The 18418-nt window shown below is 60.7% G+C and carries 12 protein-coding genes, 3 tRNA genes and 3 rRNA genes; 8 read left to right on the top strand and 10 right to left on the bottom strand.

What is annotated here, in order from left to right:
- Positions 1-120 precede the first annotated feature (120 nt).
- The gene (locus A9975_RS03245) at positions 121-1638 is read left to right on the top strand and encodes an MFS transporter (RefSeq protein WP_255503038.1); all 1518 of its coding nucleotides are present in this window, start codon (positions 121-123) and stop codon (positions 1636-1638) included.
- 185 nt (positions 1639-1823) lie between these two features.
- Positions 1824-2030, top strand: a complete 207-nt coding sequence (locus A9975_RS03240; RefSeq protein ID WP_150984659.1) for a hypothetical protein — start codon at positions 1824-1826, stop codon at positions 2028-2030.
- 26 nt (positions 2031-2056) lie between these two features.
- Here A9975_RS03240 and A9975_RS03235 read toward each other — a convergent pair whose 3' ends face one another.
- From A9975_RS03235 to A9975_RS03225, 3 genes are all read right to left on the bottom strand, one after another.
- Entirely contained in the window at positions 2057-2389 is a 333-nt protein-coding gene (locus A9975_RS03235; protein WP_183031367.1) for a hypothetical protein, read from the bottom strand.
- A 130-nt stretch (positions 2390-2519) separates the two neighbouring features.
- Entirely contained in the window at positions 2520-3458 is a 939-nt protein-coding gene (locus A9975_RS03230) for an alpha/beta fold hydrolase (protein WP_183031366.1), read from the bottom strand.
- 79 nt (positions 3459-3537) lie between these two features.
- Positions 3538-5106: an NAD(P)/FAD-dependent oxidoreductase gene (locus A9975_RS03225; RefSeq protein ID WP_183031365.1), complete on the bottom strand. Its 1569-nt coding sequence runs from the start codon at positions 5104-5106 to the stop codon at positions 3538-3540.
- Between the two features lie 192 nt (positions 5107-5298).
- On the opposite strand from A9975_RS03225, the gene A9975_RS03220 reads away from it, so the two are divergent.
- From A9975_RS03220 to A9975_RS03200, 5 genes are all read left to right on the top strand, one after another.
- Positions 5299-5949: a TetR/AcrR family transcriptional regulator gene (locus A9975_RS03220; protein WP_183031364.1), complete on the top strand. Its 651-nt coding sequence runs from the start codon at positions 5299-5301 to the stop codon at positions 5947-5949.
- A 313-nt stretch (positions 5950-6262) separates the two neighbouring features.
- Positions 6263-7423, top strand: a complete 1161-nt coding sequence (locus A9975_RS03215) for a hypothetical protein (RefSeq protein WP_183031363.1) — start codon at positions 6263-6265, stop codon at positions 7421-7423.
- On the top strand, positions 7414-8487 hold the full coding sequence (locus A9975_RS03210; RefSeq protein ID WP_183031362.1) for a hypothetical protein: 1074 nt from the start codon (positions 7414-7416) through the stop codon (positions 8485-8487). Before A9975_RS03215 ends, A9975_RS03210 begins: the two co-directional genes overlap by 10 nt.
- Before the next feature lie 80 nt (positions 8488-8567).
- On the top strand, positions 8568-9242 hold the full coding sequence (locus A9975_RS03205; RefSeq protein ID WP_150984667.1) for a hypothetical protein: 675 nt from the start codon (positions 8568-8570) through the stop codon (positions 9240-9242).
- Positions 9243-9279: 37 nt separating this feature from the next.
- Complete coding sequence (locus A9975_RS03200; protein WP_183031361.1) at positions 9280-10608, top strand: CsgG/HfaB family protein; 1329 nt, start codon at positions 9280-9282, stop codon at positions 10606-10608.
- Positions 10609-11097: 489 nt separating this feature from the next.
- Here the strand turns inward: A9975_RS03200 and A9975_RS03195 are convergent.
- A tRNA-Met gene (locus tag A9975_RS03195) sits at positions 11098-11173 on the bottom strand.
- 141 nt (positions 11174-11314) lie between these two features.
- Positions 11315-11527: a hypothetical protein gene (locus A9975_RS03190; protein ID WP_183031360.1), complete on the bottom strand. Its 213-nt coding sequence runs from the start codon at positions 11525-11527 to the stop codon at positions 11315-11317.
- A 281-nt stretch (positions 11528-11808) separates the two neighbouring features.
- On the opposite strand from A9975_RS03190, the gene A9975_RS03185 reads away from it, so the two are divergent.
- Complete coding sequence (locus A9975_RS03185; RefSeq protein WP_183031359.1) at positions 11809-13863, top strand: hypothetical protein; 2055 nt, start codon at positions 11809-11811, stop codon at positions 13861-13863.
- A 205-nt stretch (positions 13864-14068) separates the two neighbouring features.
- Here the strand turns inward: A9975_RS03185 and rrf are convergent.
- From rrf to A9975_RS03160, 5 genes are all read right to left on the bottom strand, one after another.
- A 5S ribosomal RNA gene (gene rrf, locus A9975_RS03180) occupies positions 14069-14181 on the bottom strand.
- Between the two features lie 136 nt (positions 14182-14317).
- Positions 14318-17290 (bottom strand): 23S ribosomal RNA (locus A9975_RS03175).
- A 314-nt stretch (positions 17291-17604) separates the two neighbouring features.
- Positions 17605-17680, bottom strand: a tRNA-Ala gene (locus A9975_RS03170).
- A gap of 48 nt (positions 17681-17728) precedes the next feature.
- Positions 17729-17805 (bottom strand) — tRNA-Ile (locus A9975_RS03165).
- Between the two features lie 61 nt (positions 17806-17866).
- Positions 17867-18418, bottom strand: a 16S ribosomal RNA gene (locus A9975_RS03160); the annotation flags it as partial.

Here is an 18418-nt window from a genome sequence, read left to right as displayed (position 1 = left end):
CTGTCATCCCCCATCGGTTCCGCTTGGGCGCCCGGATCATTTCGCCGATACTGGGTAGGCGGGTCGTCGCCCCGGCGGCGCCAGACCGCGAATTGCATCTACGCGACAGATGGGACCGTCATGGCAACTGGCAGCGCGATGCTGGGCAAGCACCCTGACCTGTCCGCTGCGCAGGTTTATCTCTTCGCCTTTACCCTGGGCTGCACCACCGGCGTGGACTTCGTAGCGTCGTCCATGATGGGCGTCGCGGGCACCCATATCCGGGGTGGCACTCACGCCTCGCCCGAGGATTTTCTCTGGAGTCTCACGTCCTATGCCGCAGCGGCCACCGTCGCCAACCTGGTGCTGCGGCGCATCGCGCGGGACATCAGCTATCGCGGATTTACCCTGCTCGGCCTGCTCGTCGCCACCGTGGGCGCCGCGCTTTGCGCCGTCTGCGATACACCGCTCGAACTGAGCCTTGCGCGCGCGGTGCAAGGTCTGGGCGCGGGCGGCCTGTTCACCGCGTCGCGCATCATCATCCAGCTGGCAGCCGCCCGTGAAGAGCGCCGGCCCCTGTTCCTGGGCTTCAACGCCGGCGCCATGGGCCTGGCGGCACTGGCCCCATGGATTTCCGCGGTGCTGGTGGAGGATGCGAGCTGGCGGATGATCTTCGTGGTCCAGGCCGGGATGTCGGTCGCGGCGATACTGCTGGTGCTGCTCTCGTATCCGCGCCGTGTCGCGGCCTCGCTGCCACCGTGGGAGGTTGACGTCGGCGGCATGGATTGGGTGACCGTCATATTGCTGGGCACGGGCGCGCTGGTGCTGCTACACGGGCTGGGCGACCTGCGATTCTACGAGCTGGCGAGCTCGCCCTCGGTAGCGATCACCCCGATCGTCGGGCTATTGCTCGTGGCTAGCGTCTTCGTCCACCAGCATCGCCACCCCGATCCCTGGCTCAACCCTAAGCTGCTGTTCGGCCGCCGCTACCTGGTCGGGCTGGGCTTTTATACCTTGTATTACTTCCTCAACGGGCTATGGGGCTACGTGGTACCCACCACGCTGCAATCCGGGCTGGGCTTTACCTTCCAGACCACCGGCAAGGTGCTCACCATCACCGGACTGATCGGCTTCGCGGGTCTTTGCGTCTTTACCTATGCCGGCGCCCGGTTGACAGGGCAACGCCGCTACCTCGCCCTCGGATACTGCATGTTCGCCGGCGCGGCCTGGATGCTGAGCCAGCGGATGATGCCGGGGGCCTCCATGGCCGTGCTGCTGCCAGCCCTGACCCTGCAAAGCCTGACCACGCCCTTCATCCTGGCGTTGGTGGCGGGGCTGACCTATGCGGAATTCAGCGCCGAGGATTTTGCCCACGCTTATCAGTTCAAGAACATCGTGCGCCAGATCGCAACGGCCGCCGGCACGGGCGTGGCGAGCCTCTGGCTCCAGTATGGCGAGGCCATGGCACGCACACAACTGGTCGCGCGGATTACGCCCTTCGACCTGCCCGATGGTTTTGACGCCGCCACGCTGGCGCGCTGGTCGGCGCTGATCGACCAACAGGCGCAGCTGATTGCGGTAAGCAATCTGTTCGCGCTGCTGGCGGTAGCGTGCATGGGCGTGGCGCTGATCGCCGTGGCGCAGCGCGCGCTGCGCTAAGCCGCGTCAAAGAAGGGGCGGAAGGAGGCGGCGGACTCAGCGGCGCACGCAATTGCGACGTAGGTATGGATGCCGGACCGGCAAAAATCCCCCGAAGTGGCGGGATTGTGAGCGAACGAATGGGTTCTACAATGCGGCTGCGCGGGGCATCTGCCTCGCCAGGCGAGCCGCACAGGAAGCACACCATGACGCTTTATCTACTCGGGTTCCTATTCTTCGAAGCCTTGTGGTTCTTCCCGTTCAGGAAGGTATTCAAGGCGGCCCATTTTGGTGCACTCTACGCATATCTGGCGCTGCTGCCGTTCATCGGGCCGCTGCTATGCATCTGGATTCTTGCGTCACGCCCTTGGCCACTGAAGACCAAGCTGGTCCGCACGTTCTCTCAGGCGTAGCGCGTGCGGGGAGCTGCGTGACCCTCTCAGAAATCGTGGTCCCCCAACATGACGGGGTTAAGAGACGGGTCAGCAGACCACTTCTGCATGGCCACTTCCTGGATGCGGTCGAGATTGCGCTCGAAAATATCCAGGTGGCTGCCAATCTGGCCCTGGGCCAGTTCATCCAGCGCCGAGCGCGACACAAAGCCGCTGCTGTCCACGCCGTTTGCCGCAATGGAAAAGCCGATTTGCTCGCCATCTTCGGACGGGGCCGGATTGAATATCAGGAAGGCAGTCGACATCGTTAGCTCACGTTGATTCAGAGGCTGGATCGTAGCATGAGCGACTCCGCGCGATTCGGCCAGGAGCTGGCTCACGCAACCTGCCTTCGCCGCGCAGGTCAAGGCGGACTACCTGCGCTGGGGCGAGTTCATCAAGGAGATCGGCTTCACCATCGACGCTTGACCGGCCAGCGCGGCGACTGCCGCGCGCCGCATCAGTGCCGCGTCAGAGCCGCGCGGCAGCCGCCGTGAGCCAGGCCGCGGTCTGGTCGGGAAATGTGACCGGCAACATATGGCCGCCAGGGACAAGTTCGAGATCCAGCGCCGGCAGCTTGTCCTTCATCGCCTTGCCCTGCGCCTGCCAGTCGAGCACGGCATCCCCGGTCCCGTACAGGATGCTGATCGGCAAGGCCAGCGAGGCATAGCGCTGCGCCATGGATGGCAGGTCCTCCTCCACGCTGACCATATCCGTCGAAGTGGCAAAGAAGCTGCGGGGCCTCAGGCTGAGTAGGCCACCGCCTGCGGTGCCGAAGTCCTGCGGCGGCCGGTCGGGACTGAAGACCAGTTCGACCATGGCCTTGCCGCGCAAGATAGACCGTGGGATCGCCCACGTCCACGCGATCACGCGGCGCATCGTAGCTGAGGAAATGGACAGCGTACGGAACATGGGCGGCACGCCCTCCACCGGATGCGTCAGCGGTGCAATCAACGCCAGCCCGCCGACCGTGCCGGGATGATCGAGCGCGACGCCAAGCGCCACCGCCCCACCCAGGGAGTGCCCGACCAACAGCGGATTCTGCAGGTTTAGCGCTCGGATGAACTTGGCCACGACCGTGCTCTGCACGCTCAGGCGGGCCGACATCGCCGGTGGCCGGGTCGAATGGCCCGAGCCGGGCCGGTCGACCAGGATCACCCGGAACCGGCCGGTCAGCTTTTCCAGCAGCGCGTAGGAAAAATTGCCGGTCTGCCCCCCCAGCCCGTGAACCATCACGATGGCCGGGCCTTCGCCCTTGTCGATGTAATGGAGCCGGGCGCCATCGATCTCGATGAACTTCCCCTTGGGCGGCAGCGCATTTTCCACCTTGCGCGCAATCAGGCCGGAGAATGCCACCAACCCAAGCAGAACGACGGCGCCCACGGCGACGCAGGCAATCAATATGGTCATTGTGTATGTACCTTCACCCTTGAAATTCAACCTTGACGTTCAACCTTCACGTTCAACTTTCACGTTCAGGCATTATCCGTTAGCCATCCACCGAGGCGGCCGTGCCCGCACGGCCGAAGGCCATCTCGCTGTCCTCCACCTTGCCGAACTTCAGGGCCATCAGGTCGAACAGGTAGTTCTGATGCACCTTCCATGGCCGCCTGGAGCCCTGCTTGGGCAAGATGTTGCTGGCCCGCTGGACATAGCCGGATCTCAGCGAGAGCGAAGGCTCTTCATCGGATGCCGGATCTGTGCGGCGCGGCGCGCACCAGGCGTGGCCCTTCGCGTCCATATGATTGATCAGGCGGCACACGTAGGTCGACGAGAGCTCGGCCTTCAGCGTCCAGGAAGCGTTGACATAGCCCATGGCTACCGCCAGGTTCGGCATGTCGCTATACATCATGCCCTTGTACATGAAGGCCTGCGCCGGGTTCATCCGGGTGCCGTCCACCTCGAGCTTCATCCCCCCGGCCACCTTCAACTGAAGCCCGGTAGCCGTGACGATGACATCCGCGTCGAGCCGCTCGCCGGAGCGCAGCAGCAAGCCAGTCTCGGTGAACGACTCGATCTGGTCGGTAACCACCGAAGCCTTCCCTGAGCGAATAGACTTGAACAGATCCGAGTCAGGCACCAGGCAGAGCCGCTGGTCCCATGGCTTGTAAGACGGCGTGAAATGCTTGTCGATATCGTAGTCCGGACCGAGTTGCGCGCGCACCCCCTTGAGGATCTTGCTCTTGACCAGGTCCGGCTTCTTGCGCGAGAGATTGTAGAAGTACATGCCCAAGAGCACGTTTTTCCAGCGCGTGGCGCGATGCGCCATGGACGCCGGCAGCCGCCGCTGCAACCATGCGGAGACAGGATCGCTGGACGGGCGCGCCACTACGTACGTTGGCGAGCGCTGCAGCATGGTCACGTGGGCCGCCCGCTGGGCCATCGCCGGCAGCAGCGTGACGGCCGTGGCGCCGCTGCCGATCACGACCACGCGCTTGCCGTCATACGCCAGGTCCGCCGGCCAGTGCTGGGGGTGCACCACACGGCCATTGAAGCGCTCCATGCCCGGCCACCCGGGCATATAGCCGTCCGCATAGTCGTAGTAGCCGCTGCACAGGTAGAGAAAACTGCAGGTAAAACGGGCAGGCGTGCCTTGCGGGCCTACCGTGGCATCGACCGTCCACCTTGCGGTCTCGGACGACCACGACGCACGCAATACGCGATGGCCAAAGCGAATGTGCCGCTCGATGCCGAATTCCTTCGCCGTGCCACGGATGTATTCAAGGATCGCGTCACCATCGGCAATGGATTTTTCGCTTCGCCATGGGCGAAAGCTGAAGCCCAGGGTGTACATGTCCGAATCGGACCGCACGCCAGGGTAGCGAAACAGGTCCCATGTGCCACCGATGGCGTCGCGCCCTTCCAGGATCGCGTAGGTCTTGCCCGGGCAACTGGTCTGCAGATGGTAGCCCGCGCAGATGCCGGAAAGCCCCGCCCCGACTACCAGCACATCGAGGTGCTGCGCCGCTGCCGGCCCTGGCGCCGGCTCGTCCTGGCGCCCCGCCGCCGTGCCGGCGTGAACGTCGGGATGCGGGTGCTTCGCATTGCCTGAAAGCATCGATCGTCTCCTGTTGGCCAAACCGAAACGGCGCTTGCCGCGTCGAATTTTCACGGTGCGTCCGTGCTGTATTCAGACTAGACTAGGGTGTTCACCCTAATTAATCAACCGAGATTGCCAAAACTAGGGCTTACCCCTAACCATCTGCCGTGCAAACATGCAGATAACGGAATATGCAGGGAGTTACCGACCATGACGGTGCAAGTCGCGCCAGCCAGGCGTCCCAAAACGCGCGAGCGCATCCTTGACGCTTGCCTGAGCCTGTTCAACGAGCGCGGGCCAGTCGTCGTGACCACCGCGGAGATCGCCTCGGCGGTCGGCATACAGGAAGGGAACCTCTACTATCACTTTCACCGCAAGGAACAGATCCTCGAGGCCCTGTTCGACAACTTCGAGCGGGCGCTACGCGACACCTCGATCGCGGATCTGGCACATGGCGATGCACCCGACCGTTTCGCGGGCTACCTGAGCGGCTGGTTCAACCTGATGTGGGAGTGGCGCTTCTTCTATCGCGATGCGGCGTCCATCCACAGCCTGGCGCCAACGCTGAGGTTGCGCACCGAAACGCTGGCCAACGACGGACAACACCATGTCCGTCGCGTGTTCGGCGCCATGCAAGCGCAAGGATTGCTGCGCGCCACGCCCGAACAGCTTGACCAACTGGTCGTCAACACGTGGATCGTATCGACCTACTGGATCGACTACCTGCGGTCCCGACACGGCATCGATGCCATCAAGCGCGAGCACATCAATTGGGGCGCGTCGCAGGTCATGAGCCTGTTCTCGCCTTTCCTCACGCAGGCCGGCACCGGCTTGCTGAATATCCAGCCAAGCGAAGGCTGACGCAGCGCGCCGCGACCTTGAGAGGCGGACCTCCACCGCCCTCTAATTGCCAACTCCGGCATGCCATGCCATTAAAGGCATGTGGAAGTCAATAAGGCAATTCTCAATTTTTCTAAAAAAAGTCACTAAAGTCATTTTTGCTGTTTTTCTACAGTAGAATCCCGGCCTTGCGAGCGCGCGAGTCCTAAGACATTTCTGATTTAGTCCTAAGACATTTCAGAATGCCCATCAAGTTTTCACAGGCCGGCGCGTTCGCTTGAATGCGCGGCACCTTGCATCTCTCGCTGCCTTCCCTTCATTTTTGACTCTGCCCATGCAAGCTTTCCGACTTGTCGTTTTGCTGTTTACTGCCCTCGCGGCTACCCAGGCAGCCGCTGCTGATAGCGTCGCCTTTGCCGGCTTTGCCTATGCCGGCGACGCTCAGCAGATCGCGGCCCGCTTTCCGGTTACGCGACAGGTAGAGGCCGAGCTGACCGCCTCCGGCAGCGCGCCGAACAAGGCCATCAGCCGGTCCCTGGCCGCGCGCCCGCCCGCCAATTTCTCGCTGTCCAGCGACGGCATGGCTAGCCTGAAGAATAGCGAGCAGGCTCTCGCCACCGCACTGGTGGTGACCAGCGAGACCATCTCTTCCGAGCGCTTCGGCCGCCTGTACAAAGTGCTGGCCAACGTACGTGGCCAGGCCCTGGTGTTCGATTTCAAGGCCATGACGGTGCTGCGCGCCTACCCGATCAATGTGACCTACCTCGACGTACTCGACCATCCGCCCAGCGAACGTGAGAAGCGCGATCGCGTCAAGCGCCTGCTGCTCGGCGGCGACAAGCCGGGCCTGTTCGATCGTTACGCTCAGGTCCTGTCGGGCGCGAAGCTGCCGTCGTCGGGCACCCGCTACCTGCAGGTATCGCAAGTCAACGTGGCGCCCGAAGCGCTGGCCCAGTTGCCCGAAGGTCTGAAGACGGGTTCCGGCGTGGCCGAAGGCTGGCTCGCCGACATGTTCGGCGAAGCCCTGCTGGATAAGGCTGGCGTACCGATCCTGCCGTTCACCAAAGGCTATGCCATTGGCAATGCGATGGCGATGCGCTTCGCCGACGGCGAGGTCTTCAACCTCAAGCTGCCTGAACCCGACTACACCATCCAGGTGGACCTGAAGGGCTTCAAGCGGGTCGAGTACGGCAGCTCCGCGGCCGGCACCAGCTACATCTACGCGGTGTACAGCCACGTCAAGCTGGGCGAGCCGATGTCCGGCAAGCAGTACCTCGACGCCGATTTCAAGAACGGCGAAGTGAAAGCCGTCCCCGTCACGCAGTCAGAGATCGACGATTTCCCGGCTTACGCGGATTCCCTGCGAGGCCTGTTCACCAAGCTGTCCAGTTCGCTGGGCGGCCAGGACAGCGACTGGCTGGCTGCGGCTTCGTCGGGCGATAACGTTAGTAAACAAGTAGATGTCACAAGAGGAGTGGTCAAGTCATGCAAGTAATCCGTCAGCTCTGTTGGCTGTTTTTGTTCGCGTGCAGCCTGGCGTCGGCACAAGTGGTGTCGTCCAAGGGGATGGCAAACGTGAAGTACGACAGCTCGGTGTTCTCGAGCAAGGCCAGCGCCGAGGACAAGGACCGCGCCTTCAAGACCGCGCAGGTCAACGCCATCGAGCGCTACTACGCCGAGAGCGGTGAGTCGCAGGCCGAGAATTTCGACAGCATCCGCGACAAGGTCGCCGCCAACCTCGACAAGTTCGTGCTGGGCGCGACCATCATCAGCGAGGAAGACAAGAAGGACGCCAGCCAGTATTCAGTCGTGGTCCGTGTCGACATCAACGTCGCCAAGCTACGCAACGCGGTCAAGGGCGGCGCGGCTGTGGCCACCGCCTCGGACGCGCAGAAATCCCCGCTGACCTTCCTGTTCGTGGCGCGCCAGCAGGACTCCGTCAAGTCCTTCGATACGCGCGTCTACAAGCGCGCGGACGTGAAGGAAAATGTCAACGAGAAGTCGACCCGCAACAGCTATTCGGCCAATGCCTCCGTGTCCGTCGAAACCGGCGGCAGCCGTACCCGCAAGGCGGACGACGTGAGCTGGCGCCTGGTGCCGTCGGGCAACCTGAACTCGGTGTTCACCGGCGTGTTCGCGCAGTCGGGCTTCCAGGTGGTGGAAGCCGCCTATGTCGAGCCCTCCTCGGGTGGTCACCTGCGCATCAGCGCGCTGGAAAACGACTACAAGAGCGGCAACGACCTGCAGCCCGCCACCATGCGAGAGGCCGTGCTGGGCCTGCAGACCGCCCAGGTCCCTTACCTGGCGCTTGGCACACTCGACATCGGCATGCAGGACAGCGACCCGGTCACCGGCCTGACCCGCGTGTACGTGACGGTAACGGCCAGGCTGCTTGACGTGACCACGCGTTTCCCGCGCACGGTGTCGTCGGTCGGCCCGGTCCAGTATGCCGGCACCGGCCCGGATGCCAGCGTGGCGCAGACCAACGCGCTCAAGCGCGCGGCCGATTCGGCAGCACGCGAGCTGGCGGCGCAACTGAACAACGCCAAGGTCCGCTAATCGCTCCCAGGCCGGCGCAAGCGCGTCACGGTACCGTACGGCCGGCCTCCCTACCCCTTTGCTTTCCCTGGAGAACAAACATGTTGAAGAAAGTCATCTCGATCGCTGCACTGTCCCTGCTGGCCGCTGGCCAGGCCCACGCCTTGCCTTCGCTGGGCAGCCTGACGGGTGGTTCGTCCTCGTCCAGCAGCGGCGCCACCGCCGATGCAAGCGGCGCGCAAGATCAGTTGTCCAAGGCCTACGTGGCTGCCGGCCGCGAAGTGCTGGTGGCCCAGTCCTACCTGGCGGACGCGGTTGGCCTGAAGGAACTGTCGGCCAAGGCAAAGGCGACGGCTGACGCGCTGACCGACGGCGCCACCAAGGGCAACCTGGAAGACTCCGACAAGCTGCAGAGCGAAGCCTCGGCCGCCATCGAAGCTAAGCTGAAAGACTCGAACACCAAGATCGACGCCGCCGGCAAGCAATCGTACGCCGAAGGCATGAAGCACCTTGGCCTGGGCGTGCTGCGCTATGTGGGCCTGCGTCCCAGCCTGATCGCCTTCAAGGATGCCGCACAGTCGCAACTCACCAGCGCATCGGTGATGGAAAAGCTGACGCTGACCAACAAGCTGTCGACGGGCACCTACATCGCTAGCGAAGCGCCGGGCCACGTGACCCGCCTGGGCAGCACGCTGCAGGCTGCCACCGCATACGCGAAGAGCAACGAAATCCCCGTGCCGAAGGATGCCACCGCGGCACTCTCGGCCAAGTTCTAAGCCTGTTGCCATCGTGAACCAGAGCGGAACACTCCCCATGAAATGGCATCGTGCGCTGGCCGTCTGCGGCCTCGCATTGACGGTGTCGGTGGCTGGCTGCAAAGGCCGTGACGCAGAGCCGCCACCTGCCGCCGCATCCGCCAGCGCTTCCGCGCCGGTGGCGAGCGGGGGCGGCGCACCCGACGTGGGCCAGGTCGAAAAGGTGCGGGTCACCACCACCGGGCTTGGCCACACGCCGGCCGAAGCCATCGACCAGGCACTGCGCCAGGCCGTCATGCAGGTCAATGGCATGACCATCGAGCAGTCGTCGACGCAGTTCAAGTCGGTGCTGGGCCTGGCCGTGGGACGCGATCCGCTCACGCTGAGCTCGGCCGGCTTCGCGGAGCTGGTGAGCCAGAGCAGCCGTGGCGCCATCAGCAACTTCAAGGTGATCGAGATCAGCGAGCCCGGCCTGACCGAGCGCATGATCAAGGCCACCATCGAAGCCAATGTGGCCAAGTACAAGGCGCCGGCGGACCAGGGCAAGCTGCGCATCGCCATTGCCCCGCTGCGCGTGGACAGCCGCGCCGGCGGCGACACCGTGCGCATCGCCGCCGAGCTGCGCCAGCGCATTATGGACGCGCTGACGCAGAGCGGACGCTTTACCGTGCTAGAGCGCGATTTCGCGCCGGAGCTCGGTGACGAAATGGATCGCATCTCGAACGGCCAGACTTCGGCGGACCAGTTCGCCAAGCTCGGCCAGGGACTCGGTGCGGACCTGATCTGGTTTGGCCGCGTCAATGCATTCGAGCCGGGACGCCGCGCCAATGCAGATGGTGAGGGCAGCGTGCCAGGGCACTGGTCGGTCTCGCAGAAGTTCGTCAACGTGACCACCAGCGAAGTCCTGTTCAGCAATACCGCCAAGGGCGACGCCGGCCGCGCGGCAGGCGAGCGCGTGGAAGCCATGGAAGGCGCCGTCGTCTCCAAGGTGGTAGCCGACATCCTGGTGCGCCTCTACCCGGTCAGCGTAGCCTCCCGCGATGGCCACAACGTGGTGCTGAGCCAGGGTGGCCAGTCGGTGAGCAGCGGTACGGCCTATCAGGTCGTCATGCTGGGCAACGAGCTGCGCGATCCGCAGACCGGCCGCTCGCTCGGACGTACCGAGCAGGAGTGCTGTACCGTGGTGGTGGACCGGGTCACGCCCTCCTTGTCGTACGGGCATCTGGAAGACGTCAAGGTAAAGCTCGACGATATTCCCGCTGGCTCCCTGCAGCTGCGCGCGGAAATTCCGCCGGCGCCGCCGGCTGCTGATGCCAAGCCCAAGAAGAAGGCAGCTCCGCGCAAGGAAGAGTCGCTGGGCCCGCCCAAGAGCGACTCGAACTGGTGATCGGGTGATTGGGTGATCTGTTGAAGCCCTGGCGCCAGCCGGTCTGAAAGACGGCTCGCATTACAAAGCCGCACGCCGTCCTGGCGTGCGGCTTTGTCCATTCTGGACGCCGCCTGCGCACGCCATCGCCATCGCCATTGACGACAGGCAAGCGCGCGAAATGGTCCTAAGGTAAGAGTTGGCCCCCTCCTGCGCGACTGGCAGTTGGGGTTCTTTGAGTCACTTACCGGAGAGGAACATGTCAGTGACGCTCAGGTATTGGTCAGAAGACGGCGATGAGGAAACCGTCAATGTATCGTCCGCTCAACTCCTGTCTCAGATTGCGCCCCAAGCCCCTTCGCGATCGCAGAAGCCGCCACCGGCCACTGTAGAAAAGCCGATGAAGTGGACCATCCCGGACGACCCGCCGGGTGATTTCGCTTAGCGCACAATTGCAGGGCGACAAAGCAAAAAGCCCGTGCGGCTTGAACCGGACGGGCTTTTGGAATTTGGTTGCGGGGGCAGGACTTGAACCTGCGACCTTCGGGTTATGAGCCCGACGAGCTGCCAACTGCTCCACCCCGCGAATGAGAATATACGCGGATTAGCGGCATCTGGATAGCCCTAATACAAAAAGAAGTGAAAAGTGCTAGCACCCATTCTTTTGGCGTGCGGCGACTGCCGCTCCATGTACGTTCGCGAGTGCACGCAGCCGCGTCAGCGCCACTCAGCTATTTTCATCTATCCACTGCTTCGCCCACTCGTAAGCCGCGATCTTTGCGTCGGCTGCCGTGGCGTGATTGCGGCCGATGGATTTGGAATCCTGCACTACCGCCCCGTCCTCCCAGATCGCGCATGACGCGATGTGCAAACCGTCCTTGATCGTCTTGCAGAAGACGTGGACTACGTACCCTTTGTACTCTGCGATGCCGCTTTCCATCTGTGTCCTGGCTCCCCTGCATGCTTCTCGTCGAAATCTCGCAGGATCCTAGCACGCGCAGGTTTTTCATTCACATCAGCGCCGGTGTATCCCCGACACGAAATGCCAATTGTCATTTTTTGCAAAATTGCCGAATCACCCCACCGCCGGGGGGGGTGCCTTCGACGTCTCTTCCTGTAATCTGCATGCGCAGCGTGGTCAGGGACTCGAAAACCCGCTGTATTTACAGATAATAATGAAAGGGAAATCCAATGAATATTAGAGGGGAATCCAGGTCGGGGATGAATCGCCGCACCCTGCTCACGCCCGTAGTTGCAGCGATCACGCTTGCCGTATTGAGTGCGTGTGGCGGAGACGGCAGCACGGCGACGACCCCGGCGAGCCAGGCTGGCAAGGTAACGCTGCAAGGCACGGCAGCCAGCGGCGCCTTTATGGCCAACGCCCTGGTCACCGTCTATGACGCTGACGGAAAAGTCGTGGGCAGCAACACGGCAGATGGCAGTGGCCATTTTGAATTCGATGTCACCGCTTTCCGCGCACCGTTTGCGGTTGTCGCAACGGGCAGCAGCGGTGGCGATCAGCTGACCTATGTTTCGGTGCTGGCGACCAAGCCAACCAATGGCTCTGCAACCGTCAATGTCACGCCACTGACGACTGCCGTGGCAGCGCTGCTGGTTGGTGGCAACCCCCTGGACCTGACGAAGTCGTCGGTGCTTGGCAGCAAGGCAAGCAGCGCCCAGGTGCAGCAAATCGTCAGCTTGCTGCGCTCCGTGCTTGCCAATGTCACGAGCGATGCAGGGCTGGACCCTGCCGCCTTTGATCCGATTTCCACGCCGCTCAGCAAACAAGGGGAAGGTGCCGATAGCGTTCTCGACGTCATCCGGGTCACGCTGACAACGAGTGGTGCAAAGCTGACGAGCACCGGCTCCGTGATCACCGGCAACAATGCCGCATACGAAGTCATCCTGACGGCGGACTCGCTGGCATCGCCTCCGCCCGCCTTGCCCAAGCCTGAAGTCAAGACCAATGCCGCGACGTTTGAAGGCATCCGTGCTGCCCTTCAGGCCTGCTTTGCGCTGGACCCCGCCGCCCGCGCGGATGGCAATAGCGTGCTTGGCGCTTGCAGCACCGCATTCTCGAGCGATTACCTGAACAACAGCTACACCGTTCGCGACGACCTGTCCACCCTGCTGGCTGCGAGCGACATGAAGGGCGCGAAGTTCGAGGCGCCAGTTGTCCTGTTCAATTCGACCAATGCCCAGAACCAGGCAACCGCGCTGGTACGCCTGCCCTTCGTTCGCACCGACAAATCCACCGACCACATCACGCGCCTTGTCACCAATCGTGCGCCCGCCGGCTGGCAGTTGACGGGCAACCAGCGCAGCTACGAAGCTGCGGTCACGCGGCGAATCAGCAAGGTCACCGAGTTGAACCCGCTATCGGCGCAGGGGATCGTATCGCGCTATGAGAGTTCGCTACGTTTTCTGTTCAACCCCGCCCGGGGCGCAGGTATGAATGTGCAACTGGTACGGGTGACGGGCCCGGGATTGCCGGCTGCTGGCATTACCCTCTCGCGCTCGCGCGTTTGCGGCAGCTACAACAATCTGGTGGTACAAAATCTGGCCGGGTCGCTGACCTACGCCACAGACGATCCTGTGACGCCCAGCCAGATCATCGGCGACAGCGGGCAATCGAGCAGCACCGTGGTCCTGGCGGCCACGGCAATCGATAGCAACCAGGCAGTAAGGTGGGGCGGGCTATCCACCGGCGGCAACACGTACCTGCCTGCAGCCCTGTCGGACTCCGCCATCGAGAGCCTTCCGGCCTATGGCCGCTACAAGTTCGAGGTGTGGAACCGCAACGTCAACTCCAGCTACAAAACCAGCCTGGCAGCGGCTGACGATACGTTCTACGTGACTACATCGGGCAGCGTGCTCACGCCGTCGGTACTGGCGCGGCAGACCTGGAACAGCATCGACGCAGGCAGCCAGGACTTTGTCGCCACGGGGGGCAGCAAGACTGCGGCGCAGTCCGACATGCAGATCAGCTGGACGCAGAACGCAGAGCCTGTCGACCGCGCCCTGGCGTTTGGCGCCCTGCAGAGTGCGGTGCCACTGCCCGAGCGCGTGCTGATTCAGGGATCGCCCGTCGCGCGGTCCGCGCGCAGCGATACGATCAGTGCAAGCAATTCGGCATCCAGCGCGCAGCTGACGCCCTGCAACGCCGCGAAGTTCCCGGCATTCGGCCTGGCGGGCGACCAGCGCACTGTTGAAATCCGATCCACGACTGCGGACGACACGCAGAAGTTCGTGCGTATTGTTGGCACGGTGCGGTAACCGAGATGCTATCGCCGCTGACAATGGTCGGCGGCGATTACGCATGGAAAAAGGCTGGCGCTTGCCGGCCTTTTTCCATCACGAATGATCTGGATATCTCCATCTCGGCAATTCATCGTTATTTCCGTCGCTATTTCGACCGCACTTTCGATCGTGCAAAAGCAAAACCCCCCAGTACTTTCGTACTGGGGGGTTTCAAGGGAGAGCCTGGCGATTACCTACTTTCACACGGGTATCCGCACTATCATCGGCGTGGAGTCGTTTCACGGTCCTGTTCGGGATGGGAAGGGGTGGTTCCAACTCGCTATGGTCACCAGGCATAAACGGTGGCCGCGTTGAGGTTCGCTCAACGCAGCAAATAGGGATGTAGTAGGGGTTGTGCGTATCGGCCAAGCTGCTTTTTGCTGCTGCAGCGGCACGCGACACTCACACCAGGTAGAAACACACTGGTTATAGGATCAAGCCTTACGGGCAATTAGTACTGGTTAGCTTAACGCATTACTGCGCTTCCACACCCAGCCTATCAACGTCCTGGTCTCGAACGACCCTTCAAGGAGCTCAAGGCTCCAGGGAATCCTCATCTTCAGGCGAGTTTCCCGCTTAGATGCTTTCAGCGGTTATCTCTTCCGTACATAGCTACCCTGCGATGCCTCTGGCGAGACAACAGGTACACCAGCGGTACGTCCACTCCGGTCCTCTCGTACTAGGAGCAGCCCCCGTCAAGATTCCAACGCCCACGGCAGATAGGGACCAAACTGTCTCACGACGTTTTAAACCCAGCTCACGTACCTCTTTAAATGGCGAACAGCCATACCCTTGGGACCGGCTACAGCCCCAGGATGAGATGAGCCGACATCGAGGTGCCAAACACCGCCGTCGATATGAACTCTTGGGCGGTATCAGCCTGTTATCCCCAGAGTACCTTTTATCCGTTGAGCGATGGCCCTTCCATTCAGAACCACCGGATCACTATGTCCTGCTTTCGCACCTGCTCGACTTGTCGGTCTCGCAGTTAAGCACGCTTTTGCCATTGCACTTTAGGTACGATGTCCGACCGTACCAAGCGTACCTTCGAACTCCTCCGTTACACTTTGGGAGGAGACCGCCCCAGTCAAACTGCCTACCATGCACTGTCCCCGACCCGGATTCACGGGCCAAGGTTAGAACCTCAAACAAACCAGGGTGGTATTTCAAGGACGGCTCCACGCAGACTAGCGTCCACGCTTCAAAGCCTCCCACCTATCCTACACAGATCGGTTCAAAGTCCAATGCAAAGCTACAGTAAAGGTTCATGGGGTCTTTCCGTCTAGCCGCGGGGAGATTGCATCATCACAAACACTTCAACTTCGCTGAGTCTCGGGAGGAGACAGTGTGGCCATCGTTACGCCATTCGTGCAGGTCGGAACTTACCCGACAAGGAATTTCGCTACCTTAGGACCGTTATAGTTACGGCCGCCGTTTACCGGGACTTCAATCAAGAGCTTGCACCCCATCATTTAATCTTCCGGCACCGGGCAGGCGTCACACCCTATACGTCCACTTTCGTGTTTGCAGAGTGCTGTGTTTTTATTAAACAGTCGCAGCCACCATTTTATTGCAACCCCTTCACCCTCCTGGCGCAGGCCAGTCAAGCTACAAGGGCGTACCTTATCCCGAAGTTACGGTACCAATTTGCCGAGTTCCTTCTCCCGAGTTCTCTCAAGCGCCTTAGAATACTCATCTCGCCCACCTGTGTCGGTTTGCGGTACGGTCTCGTATGACTGAAGCTTAGAGGCTTTTCTTGGAACCACTTCCAATTGCTTCGCAGCACTAGGCCGCTCGCCCCATATCCTTGAATTCCGCGCCCGGATTTGCCTAAGCGCCTTCTCCAATACAGGGACCGGGACTTCCAACACCCGGACAACCTTCCGCGATCCGTCCCCCCATCGCATCATACGACGGTGCAGGAATATTAACCTGCTTCCCATCAGCTACGCATCTCTGCCTCGCCTTAGGGGCCGACTCACCCTACGCCGATGAACGTTGCGTAGGAAACCTTGGGCTTACGGCGAGGGGGCTTTTCACCCCCTTTATCGCTACTCATGTCAGCATTCGCACTTCTGATACCTCCAGCATCCTTTACAAGACACCTTCACAGGCTTACAGAACGCTCTCCTACCATGCGTGCACTCCTTTAAATCCACTTCACTTGCATCCCAACGATCACTGTTGGGCGCTTTGTCGATGCTGCGCATCGACAAGCAAGGTGCACTTAAAGGAATGCACGCATCCGCAGCTTCGGTGACTGGCTTAGCCCCGTTACATCTTCCGCGCAGGACGACTCGATCAGTGAGCTATTACGCTTTCTTTAAAGGATGGCTGCTTCTAAGCCAACCTCCTGACTGTTTTAGCCTTCCCACTTCGTTTCCCACTTAGCCAATCTTAGGGACCTTAGCTGGCGGTCTGGGTTGTTTCCCTCTTGACACCGGACGTTAGCACCCGATGTCTGTCTCCCGTGATTGCACTCTTCGGTATTCGGAGTTTGCTATGGCGGGGTAATCAGCAATAGACCCCCCAACCATGACAGTGCTCTACCCCCGAAGGTGAGACACGAGGCACTACCTAAATAGTTTTCGGAGAGAACCAGCTATTTCCAGACTTGTTTAGCCTTTCACCCCTATCCACAGCTCATCCCCTAACTTTTCAACGTTAGTGGGTTCGGTCCTCCAGTACGTGTTACCGCACCTTCAACCTGGCCATGGATAGATCGTCTGGTTTCGGGTCTACACCCAGCGACTGAACGCCCTATTCGGACTCGCTTTCGCTACGCCTTCCCTAATCGGTTAAGCTTGCCACTGAATGTAAGTCGCTGACCCATTATACAAAAGGTACGCCGTCACCCGTTTCCAGGCTCCGACTGTTTGTATGCATGCGGTTTCAGGATCTATTTCACTCCCCTCCCGGGGTTCTTTTCGCCTTTCCCTCACGGTACTGGTTCACTATCGGTCGATCACGAGTATTTAGCCTTGGAGGATGGTCCCCCCATCTTCAGACAGGATTTCACGTGTCCCGCCCTACTTGTCGTACACCTAGTTCCACAACGCTGTTTTCGCATACAGGGCTATCACCTGCTATGGCCGGGCTTTCCATCCCGTTCTGCTAACAATGCTGCTAAAGAGTACAAGGCTCTTCCCATTTCGTTCGCCACTACTCTGGGAATCTCGGTTGATTTCTGTTCCTGCAGCTACTTAGATGTTTCAGTTCGCCGCGTTCGCTTCCCTGACCTATGTATTCAGTCAGGGATGACCCATACGGGCCGGGTTTCCCCATTCGGACATCTCCGGATCAAAGCTTGTTTGCCAGCTCCCCGAAGCTTTTCGCAGGCTACCGCGTCCTTCATCGCCTGTGATCGCCAAGGCATCCACCACATGCACTTGTTCGCTTGACCCTATAACGAGTGTGTCTCAAACTTGCGTTCAAGCCGTGCTCGCTACAGGATGAGTTCTCGCATTTGTGCCGTATTCCAAGTCATCTTTCGATCACTTAAATACATTTTGGTTGATACAATCACAACCCGGTATCGTGTTTTACTGCAGCGTCTCATCAACGCTCACGACACCTTTACTACATCCCATATTGTTAAAGAACAGCCGTGCGAAACTTCGTCTCGCAACGTCTTGGCCAAGGCCAAAGGCAAACGCTCAATCCTAAGCGCTTGCCTTTGACGACCAATCCAAGGTGCACAGTGAAGTGCGAGGTAATTGGTGGAGGATGACGGGATCGAACCGACGACCCCCTGCTTGCAAAGCAGGTGCTCTCCCAGCTGAGCTAATCCCCCAAATACTACTAGCGCCGGAAGCTCAACATCGAACCACCGTCTATAACTTGGTGGGTCTGGTAGGACTTGAACCTACGACCCCCGCCTTATCAAGACGGTGCTCTAACCACCTGAGCTACAGACCCTTGGCTGTAACAGCAAACAAACCGATAAGTGTGAACGCTCGACTTGAGATGCACGCTCTTGAAAGGAGGTGATCCAGCCGCACCTTCCGATACGGCTACCTTGTTACGACTTCACCCCAGTCATGAACCCTGCCGTGGTAATCGCCCTCCTTGCGGTTAGGCTAACTACTTCTGGCAAAACCCACTCCCATGGTGTGACGGGCGGTGTGTACAAGACCCGGGAACGTATTCACCGCGGCATGCTGATCCGCGATTACTAGCGATTCCAGCTTCACGTAGTCGAGTTGCAGACTACGATCCGGACTACGATGCGTTTTCTGGGATTAGCTCCCCCTCGCGGGTTGGCAACCCTCTGTACGCACCATTGTATGACGTGTGAAGCCCTACCCATAAGGGCCATGAGGACTTGACGTCATCCCCACCTTCCTCCGGTTTGTCACCGGCAGTCTCTCTAGAGTGCTCTTGCGTAGCAACTAAAGACAAGGGTTGCGCTCGTTGCGGGACTTAACCCAACATCTCACGACACGAGCTGACGACAGCCATGCAGCACCTGTGTCCACTTTCCCTTTCGGGCACCTGATGCATCTCTGCTTCGTTAGTGGCATGTCAAGGG

The sequence above is a fragment of the Cupriavidus sp. UME77 genome (assembly GCF_014170355.1).
GTDB classification, from domain to species: domain Bacteria; phylum Pseudomonadota; class Gammaproteobacteria; order Burkholderiales; family Burkholderiaceae; genus Cupriavidus; species Cupriavidus basilensis.
The sequence above is the reverse complement of the archived record's forward strand: the minus strand, read 5'-3'. Positions and strand labels throughout refer to the sequence as shown.

What these genes read in the sequence shown, in the direction of transcription:
- A9975_RS03210 (WP_183031362.1), top strand. Translation starts at nt 7,414, where the DNA reads ATGCAAGTAATCCGTCAGCTCTGTTGGCTGTTTTTGTTCGCGTGCAGC.
- A9975_RS03230 (WP_183031366.1), bottom strand. Translation starts at nt 3,458, where the DNA reads ATGACCATATTGATTGCCTGCGTCGCCGTGGGCGCCGTCGTTCTGCTT.
- A9975_RS03200 (WP_183031361.1), top strand. Translation starts at nt 9,280, where the DNA reads ATGAAATGGCATCGTGCGCTGGCCGTCTGCGGCCTCGCATTGACGGTG.
- A9975_RS03185 (WP_183031359.1), top strand. Translation starts at nt 11,809, where the DNA reads ATGAATCGCCGCACCCTGCTCACGCCCGTAGTTGCAGCGATCACGCTT.
- A9975_RS03225 (WP_183031365.1), bottom strand. Translation starts at nt 5,106, where the DNA reads ATGCTTTCAGGCAATGCGAAGCACCCGCATCCCGACGTTCACGCCGGC.
- A9975_RS03215 (WP_183031363.1), top strand. Translation starts at nt 6,263, where the DNA reads ATGCAAGCTTTCCGACTTGTCGTTTTGCTGTTTACTGCCCTCGCGGCT.
- A9975_RS03245 (WP_255503038.1), top strand. Translation starts at nt 121, where the DNA reads ATGGCAACTGGCAGCGCGATGCTGGGCAAGCACCCTGACCTGTCCGCT.
- A9975_RS03190 (WP_183031360.1), bottom strand. Translation starts at nt 11,527, where the DNA reads ATGGAAAGCGGCATCGCAGAGTACAAAGGGTACGTAGTCCACGTCTTC.
- A9975_RS03205 (WP_150984667.1), top strand. Translation starts at nt 8,568, where the DNA reads ATGTTGAAGAAAGTCATCTCGATCGCTGCACTGTCCCTGCTGGCCGCT.
- A9975_RS03240 (WP_150984659.1), top strand. Translation starts at nt 1,824, where the DNA reads ATGACGCTTTATCTACTCGGGTTCCTATTCTTCGAAGCCTTGTGGTTC.
- A9975_RS03220 (WP_183031364.1), top strand. Translation starts at nt 5,299, where the DNA reads ATGACGGTGCAAGTCGCGCCAGCCAGGCGTCCCAAAACGCGCGAGCGC.